This is a genomic window from Microbacterium sp. SL62 (genome assembly GCF_026672635.1).
Lineage (GTDB): Bacteria > Actinomycetota > Actinomycetes > Actinomycetales > Microbacteriaceae > Microbacterium > Microbacterium testaceum_A.
On sequence record NZ_JAPPRM010000001.1, the window covers coordinates 326,937 to 347,310 of the forward strand.

Genomic DNA, 20,374 nt, shown 5'->3' on the forward strand with positions numbered 1-20,374 from the left:
CCATGTCTCGACTGCAGGCCGACGCTCCCGCCGACCTCTGGGTGCCCGTGACCGGCTCCCTCGGATTCCGCGGCCGACGCCACCGCAAGGCGGCGATCGGCATGCTGCTGAGCCAGGCCAATCAGGCCGCGGGCGCTGCTCCCCGCCCGGGCGGTGGAGCCTTCGCGTGGATCCTCAGCCAGGCGGCGCCCCTGCTCATGCGCCGCGCCGGCGGGCGCGTGGTCGTGTGGGTCTGGAAGAGCGACCCCGAACTGCTCGTCGTCATGGCGCAGCTGCAGGAGGCCACACCGCAGCTGCGTACGGCCCGGGCGATGATGCCGATGGAGTACGACGACACCGAGTCGTTCCGCAATCCGCACCTCGGCGTCGGCGAGAAGCTCGCGATGCCGCTGCCGAACGACCCCACGACGCCTCCGTTCGCCACGTACACGTGGGACACCGGCTCGCACTTCGTGACCGTCACGGCGGTGTGCTCGGACCGCCAGCGTTTCGGCACGGTGATCGACGAGGTGGATGCCGTGGCGCGCACGATCCGAGTGGTCGACGATCTGCAGGTCGGCGAGGCGCCGACCGTGTTGCGGATCGACCCGGCCTGAGCCGGGAGGGGTGGCTGAGCCCGTCGAAGCCCGGCGCGCCCGCAGCATCCCGGCCCGTTTCGCCACGCCCAGGAACCTCGCGCAGCGCACAGACCTCGCGCAGCGCGGGGCGGCGTCAGTCGCCGTGCATGTCGCGCGGACGCCACAGCACGATGTCGGTGGCCCGGCGCACGCGCGCTCCGTGGCGCAGCGTGACGACCGAACCGCTGGCCCCGGCCGCGAAGACGCGGGCACCGGGGCGCGACTGCCGCTCGATCGTGAGCTGACGCTCGAGGTCGTTCACGCGTCGAGCGAGCTCGTGGACGCGCTCCTCGAGTGCGAGGAGGCGCGCGATGGCCGGCAGGCTCATCCCCTCGCCCGACAGGCGCGCGACCTCGCGCAACTGCTGGACGTGACGGCTCGAGTACCGCCTCGAACCGCCCTGGGTCCGCGCGGGCACGACGAGGCCGAGCCTGTCGTACTGCCGCAGCGTCTGCGGGTGCATGTTCGACAGCTCGGCGGCTGCGGCGATGGCGAAGATCGGGGCGTCTTCGTCGATCTCTCTTTCGGACACGTCTTCACCTCTTTCGTCGTGCCGGATGCGGGTGCCGGGTTCTCGGCATCCTGTCGTATCGGATGCCGAGAACCTCGGCGACGCGCGTGTGTCTATCGCGCCTTGGCCATGAGGTCGGCGCGGGGATTCTCTTTCGGCTCCAGTTCGTGGAACCGCTCGAGGGCCTCGCGCGCGGCGTCGTCGAGATGCGTGGGCACCGCGACCTGGACCTCGGCGAGCAGGTCGCCGGTGCCCTTGGTGGTCGAGATCCCGCGACCCTTGACGCGCAACACGCGTCCCGAGGGTGTGCCAGGAGCCACGCGCAAGCGCACGGGGTCGCCGCCGAGCGTCGGAACCTCGATCGTCGCACCGAGAGCGGCCTCGGTGAAGGTGACCGGCACGGTGATGCGCAGGTTGAGTCCGTCGCGCGTGAAGACCGGGTGGGGCCGCACGGCGACGGTCACGACGATGTCGCCGCTCTCGCCACCGTCGGGGGACTTGCGTCCACGCCCGCGCAGCCGGATCTTCTGCCCGTCGGACACGCCGGCGGGGATCTTCACCTTGAACGGCACGTTGTCCTCGCCCGCGAGGGTGATGGTCTCACCCTTGGCCGCGGTGACGAAGTCGAGCGTCGTGCGGGCCGAGACGTCAGCGCCCTTCTGCGGGCCGCCGAAGCCGCGGAACCCTCCCGTCGTCTGACCGAACCGGCCGGAGCCGAAGCCGCCGCCCTGCTGATCGAACATCGTGAAGAAGTCGTCGAAGCCGCCCGACGGCGCCTGCCGCCCCTGACCGAAACGGCTGAAGACGTCGTCGAAGCCACCGCCCGCTCCGGCCCCGGGAGCCGAGAAGCGCGCCCCCGAGCCCATGGCCCGGATCTGGTCGTACTCCTCGCGCTGCTCGGGGTCGTTGAGCACCGAGTAGGCCTCGCTGATCTCCTTGAACTTCGCTTCGGCCTTCGCGTCTCCCGGGTTCGAGTCGGGGTGGTACTGGCGCGCGAGCTTGCGGTACGTCTTCTTCAGATCGGCAGCGCTGACGCTCTTGTCGACACCGAGGACTTTGTAGAAGTCCTTGTCGAACCAGTCCTGACTCGCCATGGGTCCTCCTATTCGGCCGGCACGGCGACGACGACCTTGGCCGGTCGCAGTTCGACCGAACCGAGGCGGTAGCCGACCTCGACGACCTCGAGGATCGTGGTCTCGGTCACGCCGGGGGTGGGGGCCTGGAAGATCGCCTCGTGCTGCTGCGGGTCGAACACGTCGCCCACGGCGCCGTACGACACCACACCGAGGCGCTCGGCCACGGCGCGCACCTTGTCGCCGATCGCCGAGAGCGGGCTGCCCTCGACGAGGTCACCGTGCTTGGCGGCGCGGTCGAGGTCGTCCATGACGGGCAGCAGGCCCTTCACGGCCTCGCCCTTGGCGCGCTCGATCTCGCGCTCGCGCTGCTCCTCGGTGCGCCGACGGTAGTTGGCGTACTCGGCCTGCAGGCGCTTGAGGTCGATCAGCAGCGAGGCCTCCTTATCGGAGGATGCCCCCTCTGCGGCCGCCTCGGGCGTCTGCTCGGCGCCGAGGATGTCGTCGATGGTCAGACCATCGGCATCCGTCCCTTCGGTCTGAGGCTGGTCGCCCGACGGCGCGGGGCCGGAGGTGTTCTCCTCCGGCCCCGTCTCGTCAGGACCGGCGCCCGAGCCCGTGGGCTGTTCGTCGTCCTTGTGTGCCATGTTCTCTGCTTACTTCTTGTTCTCGTCGGGGTTCTCGTCGTCGACGACCTCGGCGTCGATGACGTCTTCCTCGGGGTTCGGCGTCTCGCCGTTGCCGGGCTGCCCCACGTTGGGGTCGGCCTGCTCGCCCGCGGCCTGCGACGAGGCGTAGATGGCCTCGCCGAGCTTGCCCTGGCTGGCGTTCAGCTTGTCGAACGCGGTCTTGACCGCGTCGTCGTCGTCACCGGCGAGAGCCGTCTTGAGAGCGTCGACATCGCCCTGCACCTCGGTCTTGACCTCGGCGGGGAGCTTGTCGTCGTTCTCCTTGATCAGCTTCTCGATCGAGTACGACAGGGTCTCGGCCTGGTTGCGGGTCTCGGCAGACTCGCGGCGCTTCTTGTCGTCGGCCGCGTTCTCTTCGGCCTCGCGCACCATGCGCTCGATGTCCTCCTTGGGCAGCGAGGAGCCGCCCGTGATGGTCATCGACTGCTCCTTGCCGGTTCCCTTGTCCTTCGCCGAGACGTGCACGATGCCGTTCGCGTCGATGTCGAAGGTGACCTCCACCTGCGGGATGCCGCGGGGAGCCGGCGCGATGCCGGTGAGCTCGAAGGTACCGAGCGGCTTGTTGTCGCGGGTGAACTCGCGCTCGCCCTGGAAGACCTGGATCGCGACCGACGGCTGGTTGTCGTCGGCGGTGGTGAAGGTCTCGCTGCGCTTGGTCGGGATGGCCGTGTTGCGCTCGATGAGCTTGGTCATGATGCCGCCCTTGGTCTCGATACCGAGGCTCAAGGGGGTGACGTCGATGAGCAGGACGTCCTTACGCTCACCCTTGAGGACACCGGCCTGCAGGGCTGCGCCCACGGCCACGACCTCGTCGGGGTTCACGCCCTTGTTGGCGTCCTTACCGGTCTCTTTCTTGACCAGCTCGGCGACCGCGGGCATGCGGGTCGAGCCGCCGACGAGCACCACGTGGGCGATGTCGTCGACCTTGACGCCGGCCTCGCGGATGACGTCGGAGAAGGGCTTGCGGGTGCGGTCGAGAAGGTCCTTGGTGAGGTCCTCGAACTTGGCGCGCGTGAGGGTCTCGCTGAGCGAGACGGGGCCCGAGTCGGTGAGCGACAGGTAGGGCAGGTTGATGCTGGTCGAGGTCGAGCTCGACAGCTCCTTCTTGGCCTGCTCGGCCGCTTCCTTCAGGCGCTGGAGGGCGATCTTGTCGCCCGAGACGTCGACACCGGTCGTGTCCTTGAACTGCTTGATGAGGTAGTCGACGACCCGCTGGTCCCAGTCGTCTCCACCGAGGCGGTTGTCACCCGAGGTGGCGCGCACCTGGATGGTGGAGAAGTCGTCGTCCTTGCCCACCTCGAGCAGCGACACGTCGAACGTTCCGCCACCGAGGTCGAAGACGAGGATGAGCTCGTCTTCCTTGCCCTTGTCGAGGCCGTACGCGAGTGCCGCAGCGGTGGGCTCGTTGATGATGCGCAGCACGTTGAGGCCCGCGATCTCACCGGCCTCCTTCGTGGCCTGACGCTCGGCGTCGTTGAAGTAGGCGGGGACGGTGATGACCGCATCGGTCACGCTGTCACCGAGGTACTCCTCGGCGTCGCGCTTGAGCTTCTGCAGGATGCGGGCCGAGATCTCCTGCGGCGTCCACTTCTTGCCGTCGACGTCGAAGCTCCACGTGGTGCCCATGTGGCGCTTCACGCTGGAGATGGTGCGGTCGACGTTGGTGACGGCCTGGCGCTTGGCGGTCTCGCCGACGAGCACCTCGCCGTCCTTCGTGTAGGCGACGACCGAGGGGGTCGTGCGGAAACCCTCGGCGTTGGCGATGACCTTGGGCTCGCCACCCTCGAGCACGCTCACGACGGAGTTGGTCGTACCGAGGTCGATTCCCACTGCACGGGGCATATGTGTCTCCTTGCTTGTGAGCGCGGCCGTTGCCGCACTCGGGGTTCTGGTGAAAGTCTCTGCGCGGGTTGAGCCGCGATGACTCAAGGTTATCGGAGCCCGTTCGCGAGGTCAAGGCGACTTGATATGGATTGGCTCAACTTCCGGATGCCGCCTAGCTCGGTTGCCCGTGCGCCCGCCCCCCGCGCGGCCCCGGGCTCTTCTGCGCAGCGCGGTGTCACGGCATCCCTCCACCCATGTCCCCATCTGCGCAGACCATGTCCCAAAATGGGCGGCCCACGCGCACCCCAGGCAGCCAAAAGTGGGACATGGTCCGCCTGAAGGCGCCCGCCATCCCACCACGCACGACGCCCCCGCACCCTCACCGGGGTACGGGGGCGTCGAACGGATGCCGTGGACTCAGTCGCGGTCGCGATCGCGGCGCTGCGGCCGGTCGCTGCGCTTGGCCGAACGACCGCCCTGGTCGAGGCGCAGGTCGATGAGCTGGCCCGAGATGCGGGTGTCGGCGAGGCGGTCGATCGTGTCGTTCGACAGGTCGACGGGCAGCTCGACGAGCGAGAAGTCCTGACGGATCTGGATCGCACCGAAGTCGTTGCGGCGCAGACCACCCTCGTTCGCGAGGGCGCCGACGATCTGACGAGGCTCGACGCGCTGACGACGACCCACCGCGATGCGATACGTCGCGAAGCGACCCGAGGAGTCGCGACGCGGACCGCCGTCGCGGGATCCTCCCTCGCGAGAACCGGAGTCGCGCGCGGGGCGGTCGTTGTCGAACCGCTGCTGGCGGAAGGCCTCGGCCTCGAGCAGCAGCGGGGTGTCACCCTGGGCGACCACGGCGAGGGCCGCGGCCACGTCGGCCTCGGGCACGTCGTGGTGCGACACGTAGTGGGCCACCACGTCGCGGAACGTCGCGATCGCGGCGGTGTCCTCGAGAGCCGTGGTGATGGCGTCGTCGAAGCGCGTGAGGCGCGTGGCGTTGACGTCATCGACGCTCGGCAGCGACATCTCGGTCAGCGGCTGGCGCGTGGCCTTCTCGATCGCGGTGAGCATGCGGCGCTCGCGCGGCGTGACGAAGCTGATCGCATCTCCCGTGCGTCCGGCACGGCCCGTGCGGCCGATGCGGTGCACGTACGACTCGGTGTCGATCGGCAGGTCGTAGTTGACCACGTGGCTGATGCGGTCGACGTCGAGACCGCGCGCGGCCACGTCGGTGGCGACGAGGATGTCGAGCTTGCCGCTCTTGAGCTGGTTGACCGTGCGCTCGCGCTGCACCTGAGCCACGTCGCCATTGATCGCGGCGGCCGTGTAGCCGCGGGCACGCAGCTTCTCGGCGACCGTCTCGGTCTCGTTCTTGGTGCGGGTGAAGACGATCATGCCCTCGAAGTTCTCAACCTCGAGGATGCGCGTGAGGGCGTCGATCTTCTGCTGGTACGACACGATCAGGTAGCGCTGGGTGATGTTGGTCGAGGTCGCGGTCTTGGTCTTGACCGTGATCTCTTCGGGATCGTTGAGGTACTGCGCCGAGATGCGACGGATCTGCGCGGGCATGGTCGCCGAGAACAGCGCGACCTGCTTAGTCGCGGGGGTGTCGGCGAGGATCGTCTCGACGTCTTCGGCGAAGCCCATCTTGAGCATCTCGTCGGCCTCGTCGAGCACGAGGTACTTCAGCTCGCTCAGGTCGAGGGTGCCCTTGTCGAGGTGGTCCATGATGCGGCCGGGGGTGCCCACGACGATGTCGACGCCGCGGCGCAGGGCCGACAGCTGCTGGCCGTAGCCCTGGCCGCCGTAGACGGGGAGCACCGAGACGCCCTTGATGTGCGCGGCGTACTTCTCGAACGCCTCGCACACCTGCAGAGCGAGCTCGCGGGTGGGCGCGAGCACGAGGGCCTGCGGGTTCTTGTGACCGGTCTCCATCTGCGACAGCACGGGCAGCGCGAAGGCGGCGGTCTTGCCGGTTCCGGTCTGGGCGAGGCCGACGACGTCGCGGCCCTGCAGCAGTACGGGGATCGTGGCCGCCTGGATCGCGGACGGGGTCTCGTAGCCCACGTCTTTCAGGGCCTTGAGCACAGCGGCATCCAGTCCCAGATCGGCGAAGGTGAGCTTCTCGGGAGTGGTCTCGGCTTCAGCGGAGTCGACGGGGGTTTCGGATGCCATGACTCCACGGTAGTCTCCTCCGCGCTCTCGCGCGGGCCGGGGTCTAACCTGAACCCGCGCGCCGACGACGGCGCGGCTGCCTCCCCGGCCGTACCGGGCGTTCACCGAAGGACCCTAGCGTGACCGACATGTCCTCCCCCGGAACCACCGCAGCCCCCGCCACCGACCGCCGACCGGTGATCGCCTGGGCCCTCTGGGACTGGGGGTCGGCGGCGTTCAACGCGGTCGTGACGACCTTCGTCTTCAGCACGTACCTGGCCAGCCAGCTCTTCGTCGACCCGAGGATCGTGGCCGCCGCGAACGGGAACGACAAGGACCCGGCCCTCGTGCGCGCCCTCGCCGACAACGCGACCCTCGTGGGTGTCGCGCTGATGATCGCGGGGATCGTGGTGGCCCTGGTCGCCCCGGTGCTCGGTCAGCGCTCCGATGGAACCGGCCGCCGCAAGCTCTGGCTCGGCATCAACACCGGTCTCGTCGTGCTGGCCATGGCGGCGATGGTGTTCGTCGAGGGCACCCCCGGGTTCCTCGTGCTGGGCGCGACCCTGATCGCGGTCGGCAACGTCTTCTTCGAGTTCGCGAGCGTCAACTACTACGCGATGCTGACGCAGGTCTCCACGCGCGAGAACATCGGCCGTGTCTCGGGCTTCGGCTGGGGAATGGGCTACGTCGGCGGCATCGTGCTGCTTCTTCTGCTGCTGGTGCTCTTCATCCAGAGCTTCGGAGATCCGGATGCCGGTGGGCTCCTCGCCATGACCAAGGAGGGTGGATGGAACATCCGCCTCGCCGTCTTGGCATCCGCCCTCTGGTTCGGGGCGTTCGCGATCCCGGTGCTGCTGCGCGTTCCGGAGATCCCCGCCCGCAGCCGCCAGGTGCGGGTCGGTTTCTTCCGCTCCTACGTGGTGCTGTGGGGCACGCTGCGTTCGCTCTGGCGCGACAGCCGGGAGGTACTGCTCTTCCTCGTGGCCAGCGCCGTCTTCCGCGACGGGCTCGCCGGCGTCTTCACCTTCGGCGCGATCATCGCCGCGCAGGTGTTCGGCTTCAGCTCGACGCAGGTCTTGTACTTCGCGGTGGCGGCGAACGTGGTGGCGGGGGTGAGCACGTTCGTCGCGGGCCGCTTCGACGATCGGTTCGGCCCGAAGCGCGTCATCGTCATCTCACTGATCGGACTCATCGTGCTCGGCGGGGCCGTCCTCTTCATCGGGACGTCGCAGGGCGCCTTCTGGATCACCGGCCTCGGCCTGTGCGCCTTCGTCGGCCCCGTCCAGTCGGCGAGCCGGTCCTTCCTCGCCCGCGTCGCTCCTGAGGGGCGCGAGGGTGAGATCTTCGGTCTGTACGCCACGACGGGTCGCGCCGTGTCGTTCCTCGCTCCCGGGCTATTCGCCCTGTTCGTGGGCATCACGGGCGACACGCGTCTCGGCATCCTGGGCATCGTGCTGATCCTCGGCGCGGGGCTGCTGCTGCTCATCCCGGTGAAGGGGAAGCCGGCCGTCATCGTCTGATCCGCCGGGAGAACGACGTCAGTCGCGCGGCCAGGAGTCGGCGAATTTCGCCAGCAGACGCGCGAACTCCACCCGCTCGGCGTCGGTGAAGGATTCGAGCGCGGAGCGCACGGCATCCCGTCGACGTCCGCGGAAACCGGATACGAGCCCCTCCCCCTCGGGGGTGAGGCGCACACGCGTGCGGCGGGCGTCGTCGGGGTCGGGCTCGCGCACGACCAGTCCCATCTGCGCCGCCTGCTGCACGAGTCGCGATGCGCGGGGTTGATCAACGCCGACGGCTTCGCCGATCTCGCTGACGGACAGCGACCCGGATGCCGCGATCAACGCGTCGAGCATGCGCAGCCGCGCGGGACCGCCGAAGCGCCCATGCGCGGGATCGGCGACCCAGGGCGGAGCGCCCCGCCCCCACGGTCCCCCGTGCCCGCCGCCGTGTTCACCGTGCGGGTGGTGATGGCCGTCACCCGCGAAGGGCGGCCGCGGTCGTCGTCCACGCAGGCGCCCGAGGGCGGCGGCGATCTCGTCGGCGGGGTCGGTGGACATGGGGAGATTTTACATGTCGCTTGACAAGCATCAGGAATACATGTCACAGTACATTCGTTGTCACATGACATGCAATGACGGATCGACCGCCGACGAAAGGACCCCTCCATGAACACCCCCACACCCTCAGATCCCCGCAGCCTCGCCCACCGCCTCACGACGGTTGGCCACGCGCTGCACCACCGCCTGTTCGCACAGATGCGCGACAGCGACCTGCACCCGAAGACCGTGTTGGTCCTCTCCGTGATCGACGGGCGCCTCGACGCCCCGTGGATCAGTGACCGCATCGCCCGCGGCGGAAAGCGCATCAGCGCCCTCGCCGACCGGGGATGGATCGCCCCCGCCGGCGACGGCTGGACGCTCACCGACGAGGGTCGTCAGATCCTCGATCGAGTGGATGCCGACCGCCAGGTGCTTCTCTCCCAGGTCCCGGCCGACGAGATCGAGCGCCTGAACGCCGCTCTCGACGCGATCTCCGCCGCCCTCGGGCTCGACGAGCACGCCGAGACGGCACGCCCGCGGGGACCCCGCGGGTTCGGCTTTGGTCCCGGCCCGTTCGGCCCCGGCTCGGGCCGCGGATTCGGCCCCGGCATGCGCGGCGGCCCCCGCTTCGGCGGCGGCGAGCGCGACCACCGACGCGGTGGCGGCGGCAACGCCCACCACGGCTTCGGACCCCGCCACGGCGGACACACCGAGGGGCACTGGCCCGACGGCGACCACGCAGCCGCGGACGGCTCCGCCGCGCACGGCGAGCACCGCCACGGCCACCCCGGCCACCGGCACGAGCGCGGACACCGCGCGGCGGAGCGCGCCTACGAGCGCGGTTTCGACGCCGGATTCATCCGTGGGCGCGAGTCCGCGGCATCCGAGTGATGAGCGAAAAGACGACGCGGCGGGACCTCCCTCGGGAGCCCGCCGCGTCGTCGTATCGTCAGCGTCCCGCCGACCCCGCGTCAGTGGAGCCGACGTCGGTGCGGTGGAAGTTCAGCGCCGACCGCGAGGCCGTCGGTCCACGCTGTCCCTGGTAGCGGTTGCCGTAGGGGCCGGAGCCGTAGGGGTTCTCGGCCGGCGACGTGAGCCGGAAGTAGCAGACCTGGCCGATCTTCATGCCGGGCCACAGCTTGATGGGCAGCGTCGCGACGTTCGACAGCTCCAGGGTGACGTGACCCGAGAAGCCCGGGTCGATGAAGCCCGCGGTGGAGTGGGTCAGCAGACCCAACCGGCCGAGCGATGACTTGCCCTCGAGGCGCGCGGCGACGTCGTCGGGCAGGCTCACGCGCTCGAACGTCGAACCGAGTGCGAACTCGCCCGGGTGAAGGATGAACGGCTCGTCCGGATCGACCTCGATGAGGCGGGTGAGCTCGGGCTGATCCTCGGCCGGGTCGATGAAGGGGTACTTGTGGTTGTCGAACAACCGGAAGTACCGGTCCAGACGCACGTCCACGCTCGAGGGCTGGACCATGGCCGGGTCGAAGGGCTCGAGGCCGAGGCGCTTCGCATCGAGTTCGGCCCGGATGTCGCGATCGGAGAGCAGCACGGCCCCAGCCTAGGGGCGGGGCCGCGTCGCGCGTGTCGGGTTCCGGGACGGGCGGCGCGGCGGAGTGGTGTCGCGCCGAGGTCGCACTCGTTCGACGAGACCGCACCCGAAGGGCGACGAACACGTGCGTCCTCGCGAATCTCGTGCGGTTTCGAGGGCGCCGACCCCAGGTGAGGATCGCGCGGTCATCGGGGATGCCGCGCAGACGCTGTTATGCTGGCCCGGTCGCCGCACGGCGCACGGGGCTGTAGTTCAATGGCAGAACTTCTGCTTCCCAAGCAGATAGCGCGGGTTCGATTCCCGTCAGCCCCTCAAAGGCCCGACTCACCGCCATCGGCGGTGTGGCGGGCCTTTTGCGTGGGTGCCGTAGGAAACGAAGCCGCAGCGGGTGGGCCCACGCCGCCAGAGGCTCCGCGCGCCGCGAAGCTGCCGCGCCTCCGCCCGTCAACCCCTCCCCGTCCCGTCGCCGCGACCCGCCAGGGTGGGGACCGACGAAGGGGGACGTCATGACGGGGATCTCGGAAGATCGAACGGATGCCGCGGGGATCGAGAGGCCGGGTCTGCCGTTCTGGGTGAAGGCGCTCGGGTGGCTGCAGGTCGTCGCGATCGCGCTCATCGTGGTGGCCGTCATCGCTCTGCAGGTCGTGCAGGCGCAGTCGTCCGGCGTGAATTACACCGCTGCGGCGCTGGCGATCATCTTCGCCCTTCCTCTGCTGGTCGTGTGGCAGCAGCCCGTCGTCGCGGCCGTGGTCGCGATCGTGCTCATCGTCGGAGCGGCACTCGGTGTCCGCTTCCGCCGCGGTCGAATGAGCGTGGGTGAGGCGATCTGGGGCTACACGTTGCTGGCGTGGACGCTGTTCTGGGTCGCGATGTGCGTTGTGGGCGCCGCGAGGATCTTCGGCAGCGTGATGGGCTGAGACCCGAGGCGGTGGCATCCGGTCGGCGATTCTCCACAGGGCGAAGCGCCCAAGTCGACCCGCCACTCCGCGGAATTACGCGCGTGTAGTTTCGAACACGTTAACGAATCCCGGGCTTATCCACACCTGTTTGCACAGGCGGTGCCGGTTTCCACACACACTTTCCACAAAGTTATCCACAGCTGTGGAGACGGCTGTTCGCCGGTGTGCACGACTCGGACGCGCTACGCCTGCCGCATGGGTATCGTGAGGATCCTCGCGGGGCGGATCGGGTGAGCGCACCATCGTTGCGTGCGATCGAACACCGGCTCCCCCTCTCACGTCAGCGGCACCTGGGGCTCGTACGAACGTCGGCTGAGCGGACACGGGCTCGTCGTCGAGCACCTGCGGGTGCTCCCCCCGAACGGCACCCCCGAGGAGCGGCTCGCCTGGAACGCCGCCGTCATCTGGCCCACCGTCGGCTTCTTCGGCGGGATCGCCGCAGCCGTCGTCGTGCACCACGCCGCCTCCGTCTCGTGGAGCGTGGCGCTCGGCGCGGCCGTGTGGCTCGGACCGTGGGCATGGCTGGTGTGGCGGAGTCGACCGTTCGCTCGTCGCGTGCGCGAGTCGTGGCACATCAGTGGCGCGGGCGCGTGGATGACCGACGCCTCACCGCTGCGCGATCACGCGGAGCGACTGGACGAGGCCGGACGATGGACTGCCGCGACGGGGAGCCGCGCGCACCTGCTGCTCACCTGGGGCGACGTCTACACGGCACTGTCGCCCGCGCCAAGGCGCACTCCCACCACGCTCGTGGAGCACATGACCGCAGTGCGTCCGGCGGGATCCTGACTCGTGCCCGCCGTCACGTGCGCAGGTGCGAGGCGCCGTTCAGATCGAGGATCGTTCCCGACGCCCACTGCGAGCCGGGCGCGCTGAGGTACACCACGGCATCCGCCACCTCTTCGGGCGTGGCCACGCGACCGAAGGGACTTTGATCCCGGATGCCGTCACCCTCCGCCCCGGTCAGCTTCTGCTGCTGCCGGTCGGTGCCGACGAAGCCGGGGGCGACGCTCGTGACCGCGATGCCGTGGGGCGCGAGCGCGACGGCGAGGGATTGGCCCATCGCGTGCAGGCCCGCCTTCGCCGCACCGTAGGCGGGGAACTCCGGCTCGCCGCGGAAGGCGCCGCGCGAGCCGACGTTCACGATCGACCCCGGCAGGCCCCGCTCGATCAGCGATCGCGCGACGAGGAAGGCCATGTTCGCGGGGGCGTGCAGATCGACGTCGACCATCCGCTCCCACGTGCGATGCCAGGTGGCGTAGTCGACGGTCGCGATCGGGTGCAAGGTCTCGGGGCTCGGGGCGATCGCGGCGTTGTTGACCAGGACGTCGATGCGTCCGAGCGCCGAGAGGACGTCGCCGACCACGCGCTCCGCCGTCGCCGGGTCGGACAGGTCGCCGCCGACGAGCAGATGCCCGTCTCCGCGGAGCAGGGCGAGTGTCTCTTCGGCGGCGGCGCGGTCGTGGCCGTAGTGGACGGCGACGCGGTCGCCGCGTGATGCGAGGGCGACGGCGATGGCCCGGCCGATCCCGCGCGAGGCGCCGGTGACGAGGGAGTACAGCATGCCCCCATCCTCCCGGTACGAGCGTCCGGGCGGCACCGCGAAACGGCGGGCCGCCCGAACTGTCCGGGGCTCACGCACCGGGGCGATGAACCGGTCGCGTCCGGTGCGGATGACTCACGCTACGTCCGAGCGCGGGAGCGGGGGCGGGCTTGACGAGCTCCCCCGCGGGGTGCGGGGGTCGATGGTCGCGAGGAAACGGCCCGGCGAGGGGCGAGCCGCTCAGGCGCGGGTGAACCCGTCGAGGTCGGGGTCCCAGAACGCGTCGGGGTTGGCGTCTTCGCTCGGCTGCTCGACGGCGATGGCCGGTGCCTGGGGGAAGCGCTTGTGCTGACGCAGCTCTTCCGCCGCCCACGAGAAGTCGGGCTCGTCACCCGTCCAGTCGGCCGGAGCACTGAGGACGTCGTTGCCGACGCCGATGACGAGCTCGGCTTCTTCTTGGCCGCCGTCGGTGACGATCGGGATGCTCACGGCCTCCGCCTGCCCCTCAGCGGCGATCGACGCCGTCAGTTGAACCAGAGCCTCCGCCACGTCGTCGGTCGTGGTCACGGTCTCACCGGCATAGGTCACACTGCGCATTCAGCGATGATCTCCTCTCGAGCACGTCGGCGGGGGCCGGTTGCCGTGGGGCGCCCGCTCCGATAGGGCGGGCATGTCGGGGGTCCACGCTAAAGTCCGGGGGAGCGTCGGAAAGGACCGCGATCATGCCTGAAGCCCCCGAACTGACCGTCGACGACGCCGCACGATGGCGGTCGTGGCTCGACACCCACGAAGACACCAGCGACGGCGTATGGCTGGTGCTCGCCAAGAAGGGCACGACCTCGCCCACGTCCCTCACCTACGCCCAGGCCCTCGACGAGGCCCTCTGCAGCGGGTGGATCGACGGGCGGAAGCAGTCTCGGGATGCCGCCACCTTCCGGCAGCACTTCACCCCGCGCCGCGTCCGCTCGATGTGGTCGAAACGCAACGTCGATCACGTGGCACGCCTCACCGACGAGGGCCGCATGCGCCCGCGCGGGGCCGACGAGATCGCCCGCGCCCACGCCGACGGCCGCTGGGAGCGCGCGTACGAGGGCTCCGCGGCGATCGAGGTGCCGGCCGATCTGCGCGCGGCGCTCGACGCCGTCCCCGACGCGGCGCGCGCTTTCGACGCCCTGACGAAGGCGGAGCGCTACTCCGTCCTGCACCCCGTGGTCACGGCGGCGACGCCGGCCACCCGTGCGGCGCGCATCGCACGCCACGTCGAACGCCTCTCCGCAGAATCGGCTCCCCCGGCCCCCGAGCACTGAACGCCGCCGAGAATGGGGTCATGCGTGCGCGACGACTCCTCGGCCCGGTCGCCGCGGCATCCCTCCTCCTCGTCTTCTCGGGGTGCGCGGCCCCGACCGCGGCACCGGCCCCCGCCGCGACCGGCCCGGTCGTGTCGTTCTACGGCGATTCGTACACGCGCGGCACGGGTGCGAGCGCAAACGACAAGCGCTGGTCGACGATCGTCTCGGCCGAGCGCGGGTGGCAGGAGATCAACCGCAGCGAGAACGGCCTGGGGTTCGTCAACCGCCGCGCCTCGATGGGGCCGGGCCTCGACGACATCCCCTCCCAGGTGATCGCGGACGATCCCGACCTCGTCTTCGTCACGATGGGCCTGAATGACAACTTCAGCTACGACCGCGCCGCCGACCGCATCCGCGAGACGATCGACAGCGACCTCGAGCGCTTGCGCGAGGGCGTGCCCGACGCGCGCATCGTCGTCGTCGAGCCCTTCTGGTACACCGCGGACCGCCCGGCGTCGGTCGACGTCATCGCGGGGTGGGTCGAAGACGCCGCCGCGCGGATCGGCGCCGACCATATCGCGGGCGCCAGCCACTGGCTCGACGGTCACTACGCCGATTCGTCCGACAGCTGGATGGCCGCCGACGGCCTGCATCCGAACGACACCGGGTACGCGTACATGGCGGAGCGGATGGATGCCGCGCTCCGCGCCCTCGACCCGCCGCTATGACGACGGGGCGCGTCGGGGTCGACGACCGAGCGCCCAGACTACCGTGGCCGCGAGCAGGAGCAGAGCCAGGATGCCGACCACGTGCAGAACGAGAGAGGCGAGACCCCGCTCGGGCAGGAGGAAGCCGTAGGGCACCCATCCGTCGGTCGCGCCGCGCGCGAGGACGACCGCGACCCACGCCACGGGGTACGGCAGCACCCACCAGAGGTGGCGCCACGCGAGTCGGGGACGATCGGGAGCCGTGGCGAAGTCGACGACGACGAGCAGCGGGAAGATGAGGTGCAGCACCGCGCTCACCCACGGCGGGGCCGACCCCGTCCCCGGGACGAGACCGTTGTAGACGACGGCGACCACGATGAGGCAGGCCGCCCCGATCGCCCACGCGAGAGCGAGCACGACGGGGACGGCCCGATCCATCGCGCCCCGGGCACCCACGGTGATCAGCACGAGCGCCGTCAGGCTGCTCGTCTGGTTGGTGAAGTACCCGAAGAAGTCGAAGAAGTCGGGGTCGCCCGCGGCGATGCGCAGCCCGTACGCGAACAGCACGACCCCGAGCACGCCCACGCCGGCCACGACGCGGGCGACCGAGCGGGCGCGTCGGCGAGAGTCTGCGGGGTGGGAGGTCACCCCGCGACGCTACCGCGCCCGACCCGTGGAAGCCTCTGCGTCAGTCGTCGCCCGCGGTGCGCGCGCGGAACCACACGGTGAGCTCGCGCACGGCGCGGATGCTCGCGTCCTCGTCGTCAGCCTCGAGATCGTCGAAGGTGTCGCGGAAGCCCTCGGGAGCAGGCGCGGTGGGGATCCCGATCGGCTCGTACCCCATCGTCCACTCGGTGAATCGACGGTCGTCGATGTGCTCCGTGAGCAGCACGCGAACATCGGTGTGGCGCGGGTCGCGACGGATCTTCGTCATGAGTTCGTCCACGGCATCCTGCGGCCCTTCGAGCACCTGGAAGAAGCGTCCGCGACGATACAGCAGCATGCCGGTGAGGTCGTGCTCGTGATTCGAGCGGCGGCTCTGCGCTAGCAGGTCGTGCAGCCGGTCGTCGTCGAACGGCTCGGCGGCCGCGCTGACGTACGAGATGGAGACGAGGTCGGAGCTCATGAGGCCTTCTCGCCGTCGATCGACCGCGGCGCGGGGACCCGCACCTCGCGGAGGGTGATCTCGGCGTCCTGCGGGGGCTGATCATTGGTCACGGCGGCCATGGCGGCGGTGAGCGCGTCGAAGCGGCCGACGAGGCGCGAACGACCGTCGTACGCGAGGAACGCGCCGCCGGTCTGGCGGTCGATGTACCCCAGGAACACACCGTTCCTGCTGCCGACGTGGAAGCCGTCTTCGACGCGAGCCCAGACGACTCCGGCGCCGGGGCGGTCGTGAGACACCATGGTCGCCCCTCTCTCTACCCGGGATGGAAACGGGCGAGAGCGACCGTACCCGGACCCCCCGACATGCGGCCGCCCTTGACAGATCGCTCGCCACGATAGAGCCGACCGCACGCGCTCCGACTCAGTCGAGAGCGAGAAGGATCTGCGCGGGATCGTCGGTACCGCTCGCCTCGACGATCCGGCCCCGCTCGAGGCGGTACATGGCGAAGGACGCGATGTTCACCCGCCGACGGGTCGGGCTCACGTGGCCGAACGAACCCGTGTGCGCTCCCCCGCCCCGCAGGTGCACCGCCAGACGGTCGTCCTCGACGATCAGCTGGATGCGTTTCCACTGCCAATCCGGAAAGCCGTGCCACAGCTCGGCGAGGTCGGCGATCCAGGCCTCCGCGCCCGCGGGAAGGTGCGCACGACGCACGGCCGGGTGCAGCAGCTCGCGGACCGCTTCGAGGTCGTGGCGGTTGAGCGCCTCGAGGTAGTCGGCGAACCACTCGCGCGTCTCCCAGACCTCCACAGCTCCATTATCGGACGGGATGCCACGGGCTCGGCCCGTTCGCGCAGAGCCCTGGGCGATGTCGGCGCCCGACGGTAGCGTGAGGCGTCGATGCGGAAGCCGGGGCCGGCGTCCGGAGCGGAGGAGGGACGATGACGTCACGAACGGCGCTGATCGTGCGCGGCGGGTGGGACGGCCACCACCCCGTCGAGACGACCGAGATGTTCCTGCCGTTCCTGCGGAGCAACGGCTTCGAGGTGCGGATCGAGGACTCCCCCCGCATCTACGCCGACGCCGACGTCATGAGCGGTGTCGACCTCGTCGTCCAGGCCGTGACGATGAGCGAGGCCGACGCCGAGAGCATCGAAGGTCTCCGCGCGGCGGTGGCCGCGGGCACGGGTCTGGCCGGGTGGCACGGCGGCATCGTCGACTCGTACCGCCACGACGCCGCGTACCTGCAGCTGGTGGGCGGGCAGTTCGCCGCGCACCCCCGGAAAGACCCGGGGGATCGCACCGATCCGGCGACCGACGCCTTCGTCGAGCACCGTATCGAGATCACCGACCTCGGGCGCACGCACGAGATCACGAGCGGGATCGACGCCTTCCCCCTCGTCACAGAGCAGTACTGGGTGCTGCACGACGACCTGAACGACGTGCTGGCCACGACCACGAATCCGGTGCGCGTCGACGAGCCGTGGCACCGCCCGGTCGTCTCGCCCGCGGTCTGGACGCGCGAATGGGGGCGGGGGCGCGTCTTCGTCGCGACGCCCGGTCACGACCCCGGCGTTCTGAACGACCCGCACGTGCGAACCATCATCGAGAGGGGACTGCTGTGGACGAGCCGACGCGCATCGGGCTGATCGGCCTCGGGGTCATCAGCGACCAATACCTCCGCACCCTGAGGGATCATCCCGCCGTCCGGATCGTCGCCGTCGCCGACCTGCGCGCCGATCGCGCGGCCGGGGTCGCCGAGGCGCTCCCCTCGGCCCGCGCGCTCAGCGTCGACGAGTTGCTCGCCGCGGACGACGTCGACGTGGTCATCAACCTCACCGTCCCCGCCGCGCACGCCGAGATCGCTCGCGCCGCGATCGCCGCGGGCAAGGGCGTGTTCGGTGAGAAGCCGCTCGCCACGACGCTCGCCGACGCGGAGCGCGTGATGGCGGATGCCACGGCCGCCCACGTCGCCGTCGGGAGCGCCCCCGACACGGTGCTCGGCACGGGGGTCCAGACGGCCCGGGCGGCCATCGAGAGCGGCCTCATCGGTCGGCCGACGGCGGCCAGCGCGACCTGGGTCTCGCCGGGCCATGAGCACTGGCATCCGAATCCCGACTTCTATTACCGCGAGGGCGGAGGGCCGCACTTCGACATGGGGCCGTACTACCTGACCTCTCTCGTGCACCTGCTCGGTCCGGTCGTGTCGGTCAGCGGAGAAGTGTCCCGTGGCCGCATCGAACGCGAGATCGGGTCGGGGCCGCGCGCGGGCGAGCGCATCCCCGTCGAGGTCGACACCCACGTCACCGGCACCCTCCGGCACGCCAACGGCGCCCTGTCGAGCGTGACGTTCAGCTTCGACGCGGGCGGGACCACGGCGGCACCGATCGAGGTGCACGGCGAAGCCGGGTCGCTGGCCGTCCCCGACCCGAACGATTTCGACGGCGAGGTGCGTCATCACGCCGTCGGCTCGGACGGGTGGGTCGCCCTGCCGGTGACCGCGGGGTACGTGGGGGCGGGGCGAGGGGTCGGCCTCGTCGACATGGTGCGGGGCCACGGGCGGGCGAGCGGCGAGATCGCCCTGCACGTCACCGAGATCGTGACGGCGCTCCCGCTGTCGGCACGCGAGGGTCGACGGATCGACCTGCGCACGACGCCCGCCATTCCACCGCTCGTGCCGTTGACGCCGCGCGACCGCTGGCGCTGAACGATCAGACGCGCGCCCCACTGCGCACCGCACGCAGCTGCTCGGCCAGCTGCCGCGCGCCGCGCACGGCGATCGCGACGCTCGTGAGCGTGGGGTTCATCGTGTTCGCGGTGGGGATGAGCGCATTGCCGCCGACCACGAGGTTCTCGAAGCCCCACACGCGCGAGTACGGATCGGCCACCGAGGTCGCGGGGTCGGTGCCCGCGCGCATCGTGCCCATGAAGTGCAGGCTCGAGCCGTTGGGCAGCAGGCGTGGCTCGGCGATGAACGAGCCCAGCGCCTGGCCGGCGCGGCGCAGGCGCTCGGTGGCCTCGGCGATCTCGGCGTTCTCGCGGTCGGTGAGGGCGTACTCGATCGTGAAGTTCGGCATGCCGCGGTAGTCGAGCTCGTCGTCGCTGAAGACGGCGCCGTCTTCGACGCGCGGGAACTTGCGCGTGCCGAAGCCCATGTTGACGTATCCCCACCGGCTCGCTGCCGCGGGGTGGTCGACGGGGAGCGGGAACGGCGGGGTCTCGGCGTACATGATCTGCGCCGAGTAGGGGTGGCCGGGCTCCGAGAAGGGGATGCGGTTGACCGCGGCCACGGGGTCGGCGGGGTTGGTGGCGCGGCGGGCGAGCTCCGCCTCCAACTCCTCGTCGGAGACCAGCGCGCTCATGCGCTCGGCGTCGAGGGCGACGGTGCTGATCACCACGTGATGCTCGGTCAGGTAGCGCCCGAGAGGGGCGGGACGGATGCCGGAGGCCCACAGCAACTGCGGGGAGCGGAACGCGTCGGCGGCCACCACCACGGCATCCGCCTCGACGAACGACTCCTCGCGGGTGCGGAGGTCTTCGACCACCACCCCGCGCACGCGCGCCCCGTCGTGCTCGACGCGGCGCACGAGCGTGAGATCGCGCAGCTCGAAGCGCGCCGCGGTGTCGGTTCCGGGCTCGATGAGCGGGCCGAGCACGGTGTCGGCCCCGGCCCAACGCATGGTGCCGTCGGGCTGCGGGTCGCCCGCGACCGGCAGGGTGCTCACGCCGTAGCCCTCGGGCAGCTCGGCGCCGAACTCGCGGTCGAGCAGGGTGCGGATCGCCGCCCCGACCGGCGAGTCCGAGAAGGCCGCGCTCTGCTTGTGCAGCAGGCCTTCGGCGGTGCCGATGAGGTCTTCCCACTCGTCGTCGGCGAGGAAGGGCAGCTTCTCGCTGAACGCCGGACGCGGGATCGCGCAGGTCCAGTGCGCGCCCTGGCCGCCGACGTTGGTGGCGGAGGCCGCGGCGGGGAAGGCTTCGGCGTGCGCCGAACCCGGCCCCCCGAAGTCGAGCAGGTGCGTGCCCTGTCGCGCGGTGAACATCCCCTCCACGACCACCCCTGCGGGGATGCCGAGCGACTCGCGGAACGAGCCGGCCTGCGGGCCCTGCGACCTCTCGCGGGCGCGGGCCTTCTCGTCGGGGTCGGTGATGTTGCGCACGCTCTCGCCCGGGCGCTCGGTCACCTGAGGTCCTGCCTCGAACATGATCACGCGCGCGTCGGGGAGCGCCTCGAGCAGCAGCCGGGCATAGGTCGAACCGATGGGCCCGCTGCCGACGACGGCGATGGTGGGGGTGGCGGTCATGGTCT

At 70.4% G+C, this 20,374-nt stretch carries 23 protein-coding genes and 1 tRNA gene; 10 read left to right on the plus strand and 14 right to left on the minus strand.

The annotated features are described in order from the left end of the window. Positions 1–2: 2 nt before the first annotated feature. Positions 3–596 (plus strand): hypothetical protein, encoded by a 594-nt coding sequence (locus OVA26_RS01420; RefSeq protein WP_268102633.1) that lies wholly within the window; start codon positions 3–5, stop codon positions 594–596. Between the two features lie 115 nt (positions 597–711). Here the strand turns inward: OVA26_RS01420 and OVA26_RS01425 are convergent, their stop codons facing one another. From OVA26_RS01425 to OVA26_RS01445, 5 genes are all read right to left on the minus strand, one after another. Next, entirely contained in the window at positions 712–1,149 is a 438-nt protein-coding gene (locus tag OVA26_RS01425) for a heat shock protein transcriptional repressor HspR (protein WP_268102634.1), read from the minus strand. 92 nt (positions 1,150–1,241) lie between these two features. Continuing rightward, complete coding sequence (locus tag OVA26_RS01430) at positions 1,242–2,222, minus strand: DnaJ C-terminal domain-containing protein (protein WP_056224719.1); 981 nt, start codon at positions 2,220–2,222, stop codon at positions 1,242–1,244. Positions 2,223–2,230: 8 nt separating this feature from the next. Further along, the gene (locus tag OVA26_RS01435) at positions 2,231–2,848 is read right to left on the minus strand and encodes a nucleotide exchange factor GrpE (RefSeq protein WP_074694627.1); all 618 of its coding nucleotides are present in this window, start codon (positions 2,846–2,848) and stop codon (positions 2,231–2,233) included. Between the two features lie 9 nt (positions 2,849–2,857). Continuing rightward, positions 2,858–4,732 (minus strand): molecular chaperone DnaK, encoded by a 1,875-nt coding sequence (gene dnaK / locus OVA26_RS01440; protein ID WP_074694626.1) that lies wholly within the window; start codon positions 4,730–4,732, stop codon positions 2,858–2,860. A 399-nt stretch (positions 4,733–5,131) separates the two neighbouring features. Next, positions 5,132–6,886 (minus strand): DEAD/DEAH box helicase, encoded by a 1,755-nt coding sequence (locus tag OVA26_RS01445; RefSeq protein WP_268102635.1) that lies wholly within the window; start codon positions 6,884–6,886, stop codon positions 5,132–5,134. A gap of 128 nt (positions 6,887–7,014) precedes the next feature. Here OVA26_RS01445 and OVA26_RS01450 point away from each other — a divergent pair, with 128 nt between their 5' ends. Then, entirely contained in the window at positions 7,015–8,385 is a 1,371-nt protein-coding gene (locus tag OVA26_RS01450; RefSeq protein WP_268104848.1) for an MFS transporter, read from the plus strand. Between the two features lie 18 nt (positions 8,386–8,403). On the opposite strand, the gene OVA26_RS01455 is transcribed toward OVA26_RS01450, so the two are convergent. Further along, complete coding sequence (locus OVA26_RS01455; RefSeq protein ID WP_268102636.1) at positions 8,404–8,925, minus strand: MarR family winged helix-turn-helix transcriptional regulator; 522 nt, start codon at positions 8,923–8,925, stop codon at positions 8,404–8,406. Between the two features lie 108 nt (positions 8,926–9,033). On the opposite strand from OVA26_RS01455, the gene OVA26_RS01460 reads away from it, so the two are divergent. Further along, positions 9,034–9,798 carry a hypothetical protein gene (locus OVA26_RS01460; protein WP_268102637.1) on the plus strand — a complete coding sequence of 255 codons (765 nt, stop codon included), beginning with the start codon at positions 9,034–9,036 and terminating at the stop codon, positions 9,796–9,798. Between the two features lie 58 nt (positions 9,799–9,856). Here the strand turns inward: OVA26_RS01460 and dcd are convergent, their stop codons facing one another. Beyond that, on the minus strand, positions 9,857–10,462 hold the full coding sequence (gene dcd / locus OVA26_RS01465) for a dCTP deaminase (protein ID WP_268102638.1): 606 nt from the start codon (positions 10,460–10,462) through the stop codon (positions 9,857–9,859). A 241-nt stretch (positions 10,463–10,703) separates the two neighbouring features. Between dcd and OVA26_RS01470 the strand changes: the two genes are divergently transcribed. The 3 genes from OVA26_RS01470 (at position 10,704) to OVA26_RS01480 (ending at position 12,210) form a co-directional block, all read left to right on the plus strand. Then, positions 10,704–10,774, plus strand: a tRNA-Gly gene (locus OVA26_RS01470). Between the two features lie 194 nt (positions 10,775–10,968). Continuing rightward, positions 10,969–11,379 (plus strand): hypothetical protein, encoded by a 411-nt coding sequence (locus OVA26_RS01475; RefSeq protein WP_268102639.1) that lies wholly within the window; start codon positions 10,969–10,971, stop codon positions 11,377–11,379. Between the two features lie 291 nt (positions 11,380–11,670). Beyond that, entirely contained in the window at positions 11,671–12,210 is a 540-nt protein-coding gene (locus tag OVA26_RS01480; RefSeq protein WP_268102640.1) for a DUF6611 family protein, read from the plus strand. Positions 12,211–12,223: 13 nt separating this feature from the next. Here the strand turns inward: OVA26_RS01480 and OVA26_RS01485 are convergent, their stop codons facing one another. Beyond that, the gene (locus tag OVA26_RS01485) at positions 12,224–12,985 is read right to left on the minus strand and encodes an SDR family NAD(P)-dependent oxidoreductase (RefSeq protein WP_268102641.1); all 762 of its coding nucleotides are present in this window, start codon (positions 12,983–12,985) and stop codon (positions 12,224–12,226) included. Positions 12,986–13,204: 219 nt separating this feature from the next. Then, the gene (locus tag OVA26_RS01490) at positions 13,205–13,561 is read right to left on the minus strand and encodes a hypothetical protein (RefSeq protein ID WP_268102643.1); all 357 of its coding nucleotides are present in this window, start codon (positions 13,559–13,561) and stop codon (positions 13,205–13,207) included. A 125-nt stretch (positions 13,562–13,686) separates the two neighbouring features. On the opposite strand from OVA26_RS01490, the gene OVA26_RS01495 reads away from it, so the two are divergent. Both OVA26_RS01495 and OVA26_RS01500 read left to right on the plus strand, forming a co-directional pair. After that, on the plus strand, positions 13,687–14,271 hold the full coding sequence (locus tag OVA26_RS01495) for a YdeI/OmpD-associated family protein (RefSeq protein ID WP_268102645.1): 585 nt from the start codon (positions 13,687–13,689) through the stop codon (positions 14,269–14,271). Positions 14,272–14,291: 20 nt separating this feature from the next. Then, entirely contained in the window at positions 14,292–14,981 is a 690-nt protein-coding gene (locus OVA26_RS01500) for an SGNH/GDSL hydrolase family protein (protein ID WP_268102646.1), read from the plus strand. Here OVA26_RS01500 and OVA26_RS01505 read toward each other — a convergent pair. The 4 genes from OVA26_RS01505 to OVA26_RS01520 all read right to left on the minus strand — a co-directional run bounded on the left by OVA26_RS01505 (position 14,976) and on the right by OVA26_RS01520 (position 16,878). Then, the gene (locus OVA26_RS01505; protein WP_268102648.1) at positions 14,976–15,608 is read right to left on the minus strand and encodes a Pr6Pr family membrane protein; all 633 of its coding nucleotides are present in this window, start codon (positions 15,606–15,608) and stop codon (positions 14,976–14,978) included. The two genes, OVA26_RS01500 and OVA26_RS01505, sit on opposite strands and share 6 nt — an antisense overlap. Positions 15,609–15,648: 40 nt before the next feature. Next, a complete protein-coding gene (locus tag OVA26_RS01510; protein ID WP_268102650.1) occupies positions 15,649–16,086 on the minus strand; it encodes a BLUF domain-containing protein in 438 nt (145 codons plus the stop codon). Then, positions 16,083–16,367, minus strand: coding sequence for a hypothetical protein (locus OVA26_RS01515; RefSeq protein ID WP_268102651.1), 285 nt, complete (start codon positions 16,365–16,367; stop codon positions 16,083–16,085). Before OVA26_RS01515 ends, OVA26_RS01510 begins: the two co-directional genes overlap by 4 nt. A gap of 121 nt (positions 16,368–16,488) precedes the next feature. After that, on the minus strand, positions 16,489–16,878 hold the full coding sequence (locus OVA26_RS01520; protein ID WP_268102652.1) for an ester cyclase: 390 nt from the start codon (positions 16,876–16,878) through the stop codon (positions 16,489–16,491). Positions 16,879–17,009: 131 nt separating this feature from the next. Between OVA26_RS01520 and OVA26_RS01525 the strand changes: the two genes are divergently transcribed. Together OVA26_RS01525 and OVA26_RS01530 are read left to right on the plus strand one after the other, a co-directional pair. Then, complete coding sequence (locus tag OVA26_RS01525; protein WP_268102654.1) at positions 17,010–17,717, plus strand: ThuA domain-containing protein; 708 nt, start codon at positions 17,010–17,012, stop codon at positions 17,715–17,717. Next, on the plus strand, positions 17,690–18,775 hold the full coding sequence (locus OVA26_RS01530) for a Gfo/Idh/MocA family protein (RefSeq protein WP_268102655.1): 1,086 nt from the start codon (positions 17,690–17,692) through the stop codon (positions 18,773–18,775). The genes OVA26_RS01525 and OVA26_RS01530 overlap by 28 nt, the downstream gene beginning before the upstream one ends. Before the next feature lie 4 nt (positions 18,776–18,779). On the opposite strand, the gene OVA26_RS01535 is transcribed toward OVA26_RS01530, so the two are convergent. Further along, entirely contained in the window at positions 18,780–20,369 is a 1,590-nt protein-coding gene (locus OVA26_RS01535; RefSeq protein ID WP_268102657.1) for a GMC oxidoreductase, read from the minus strand. Between the last annotated feature and the right edge of the window lie 5 nt (positions 20,370–20,374).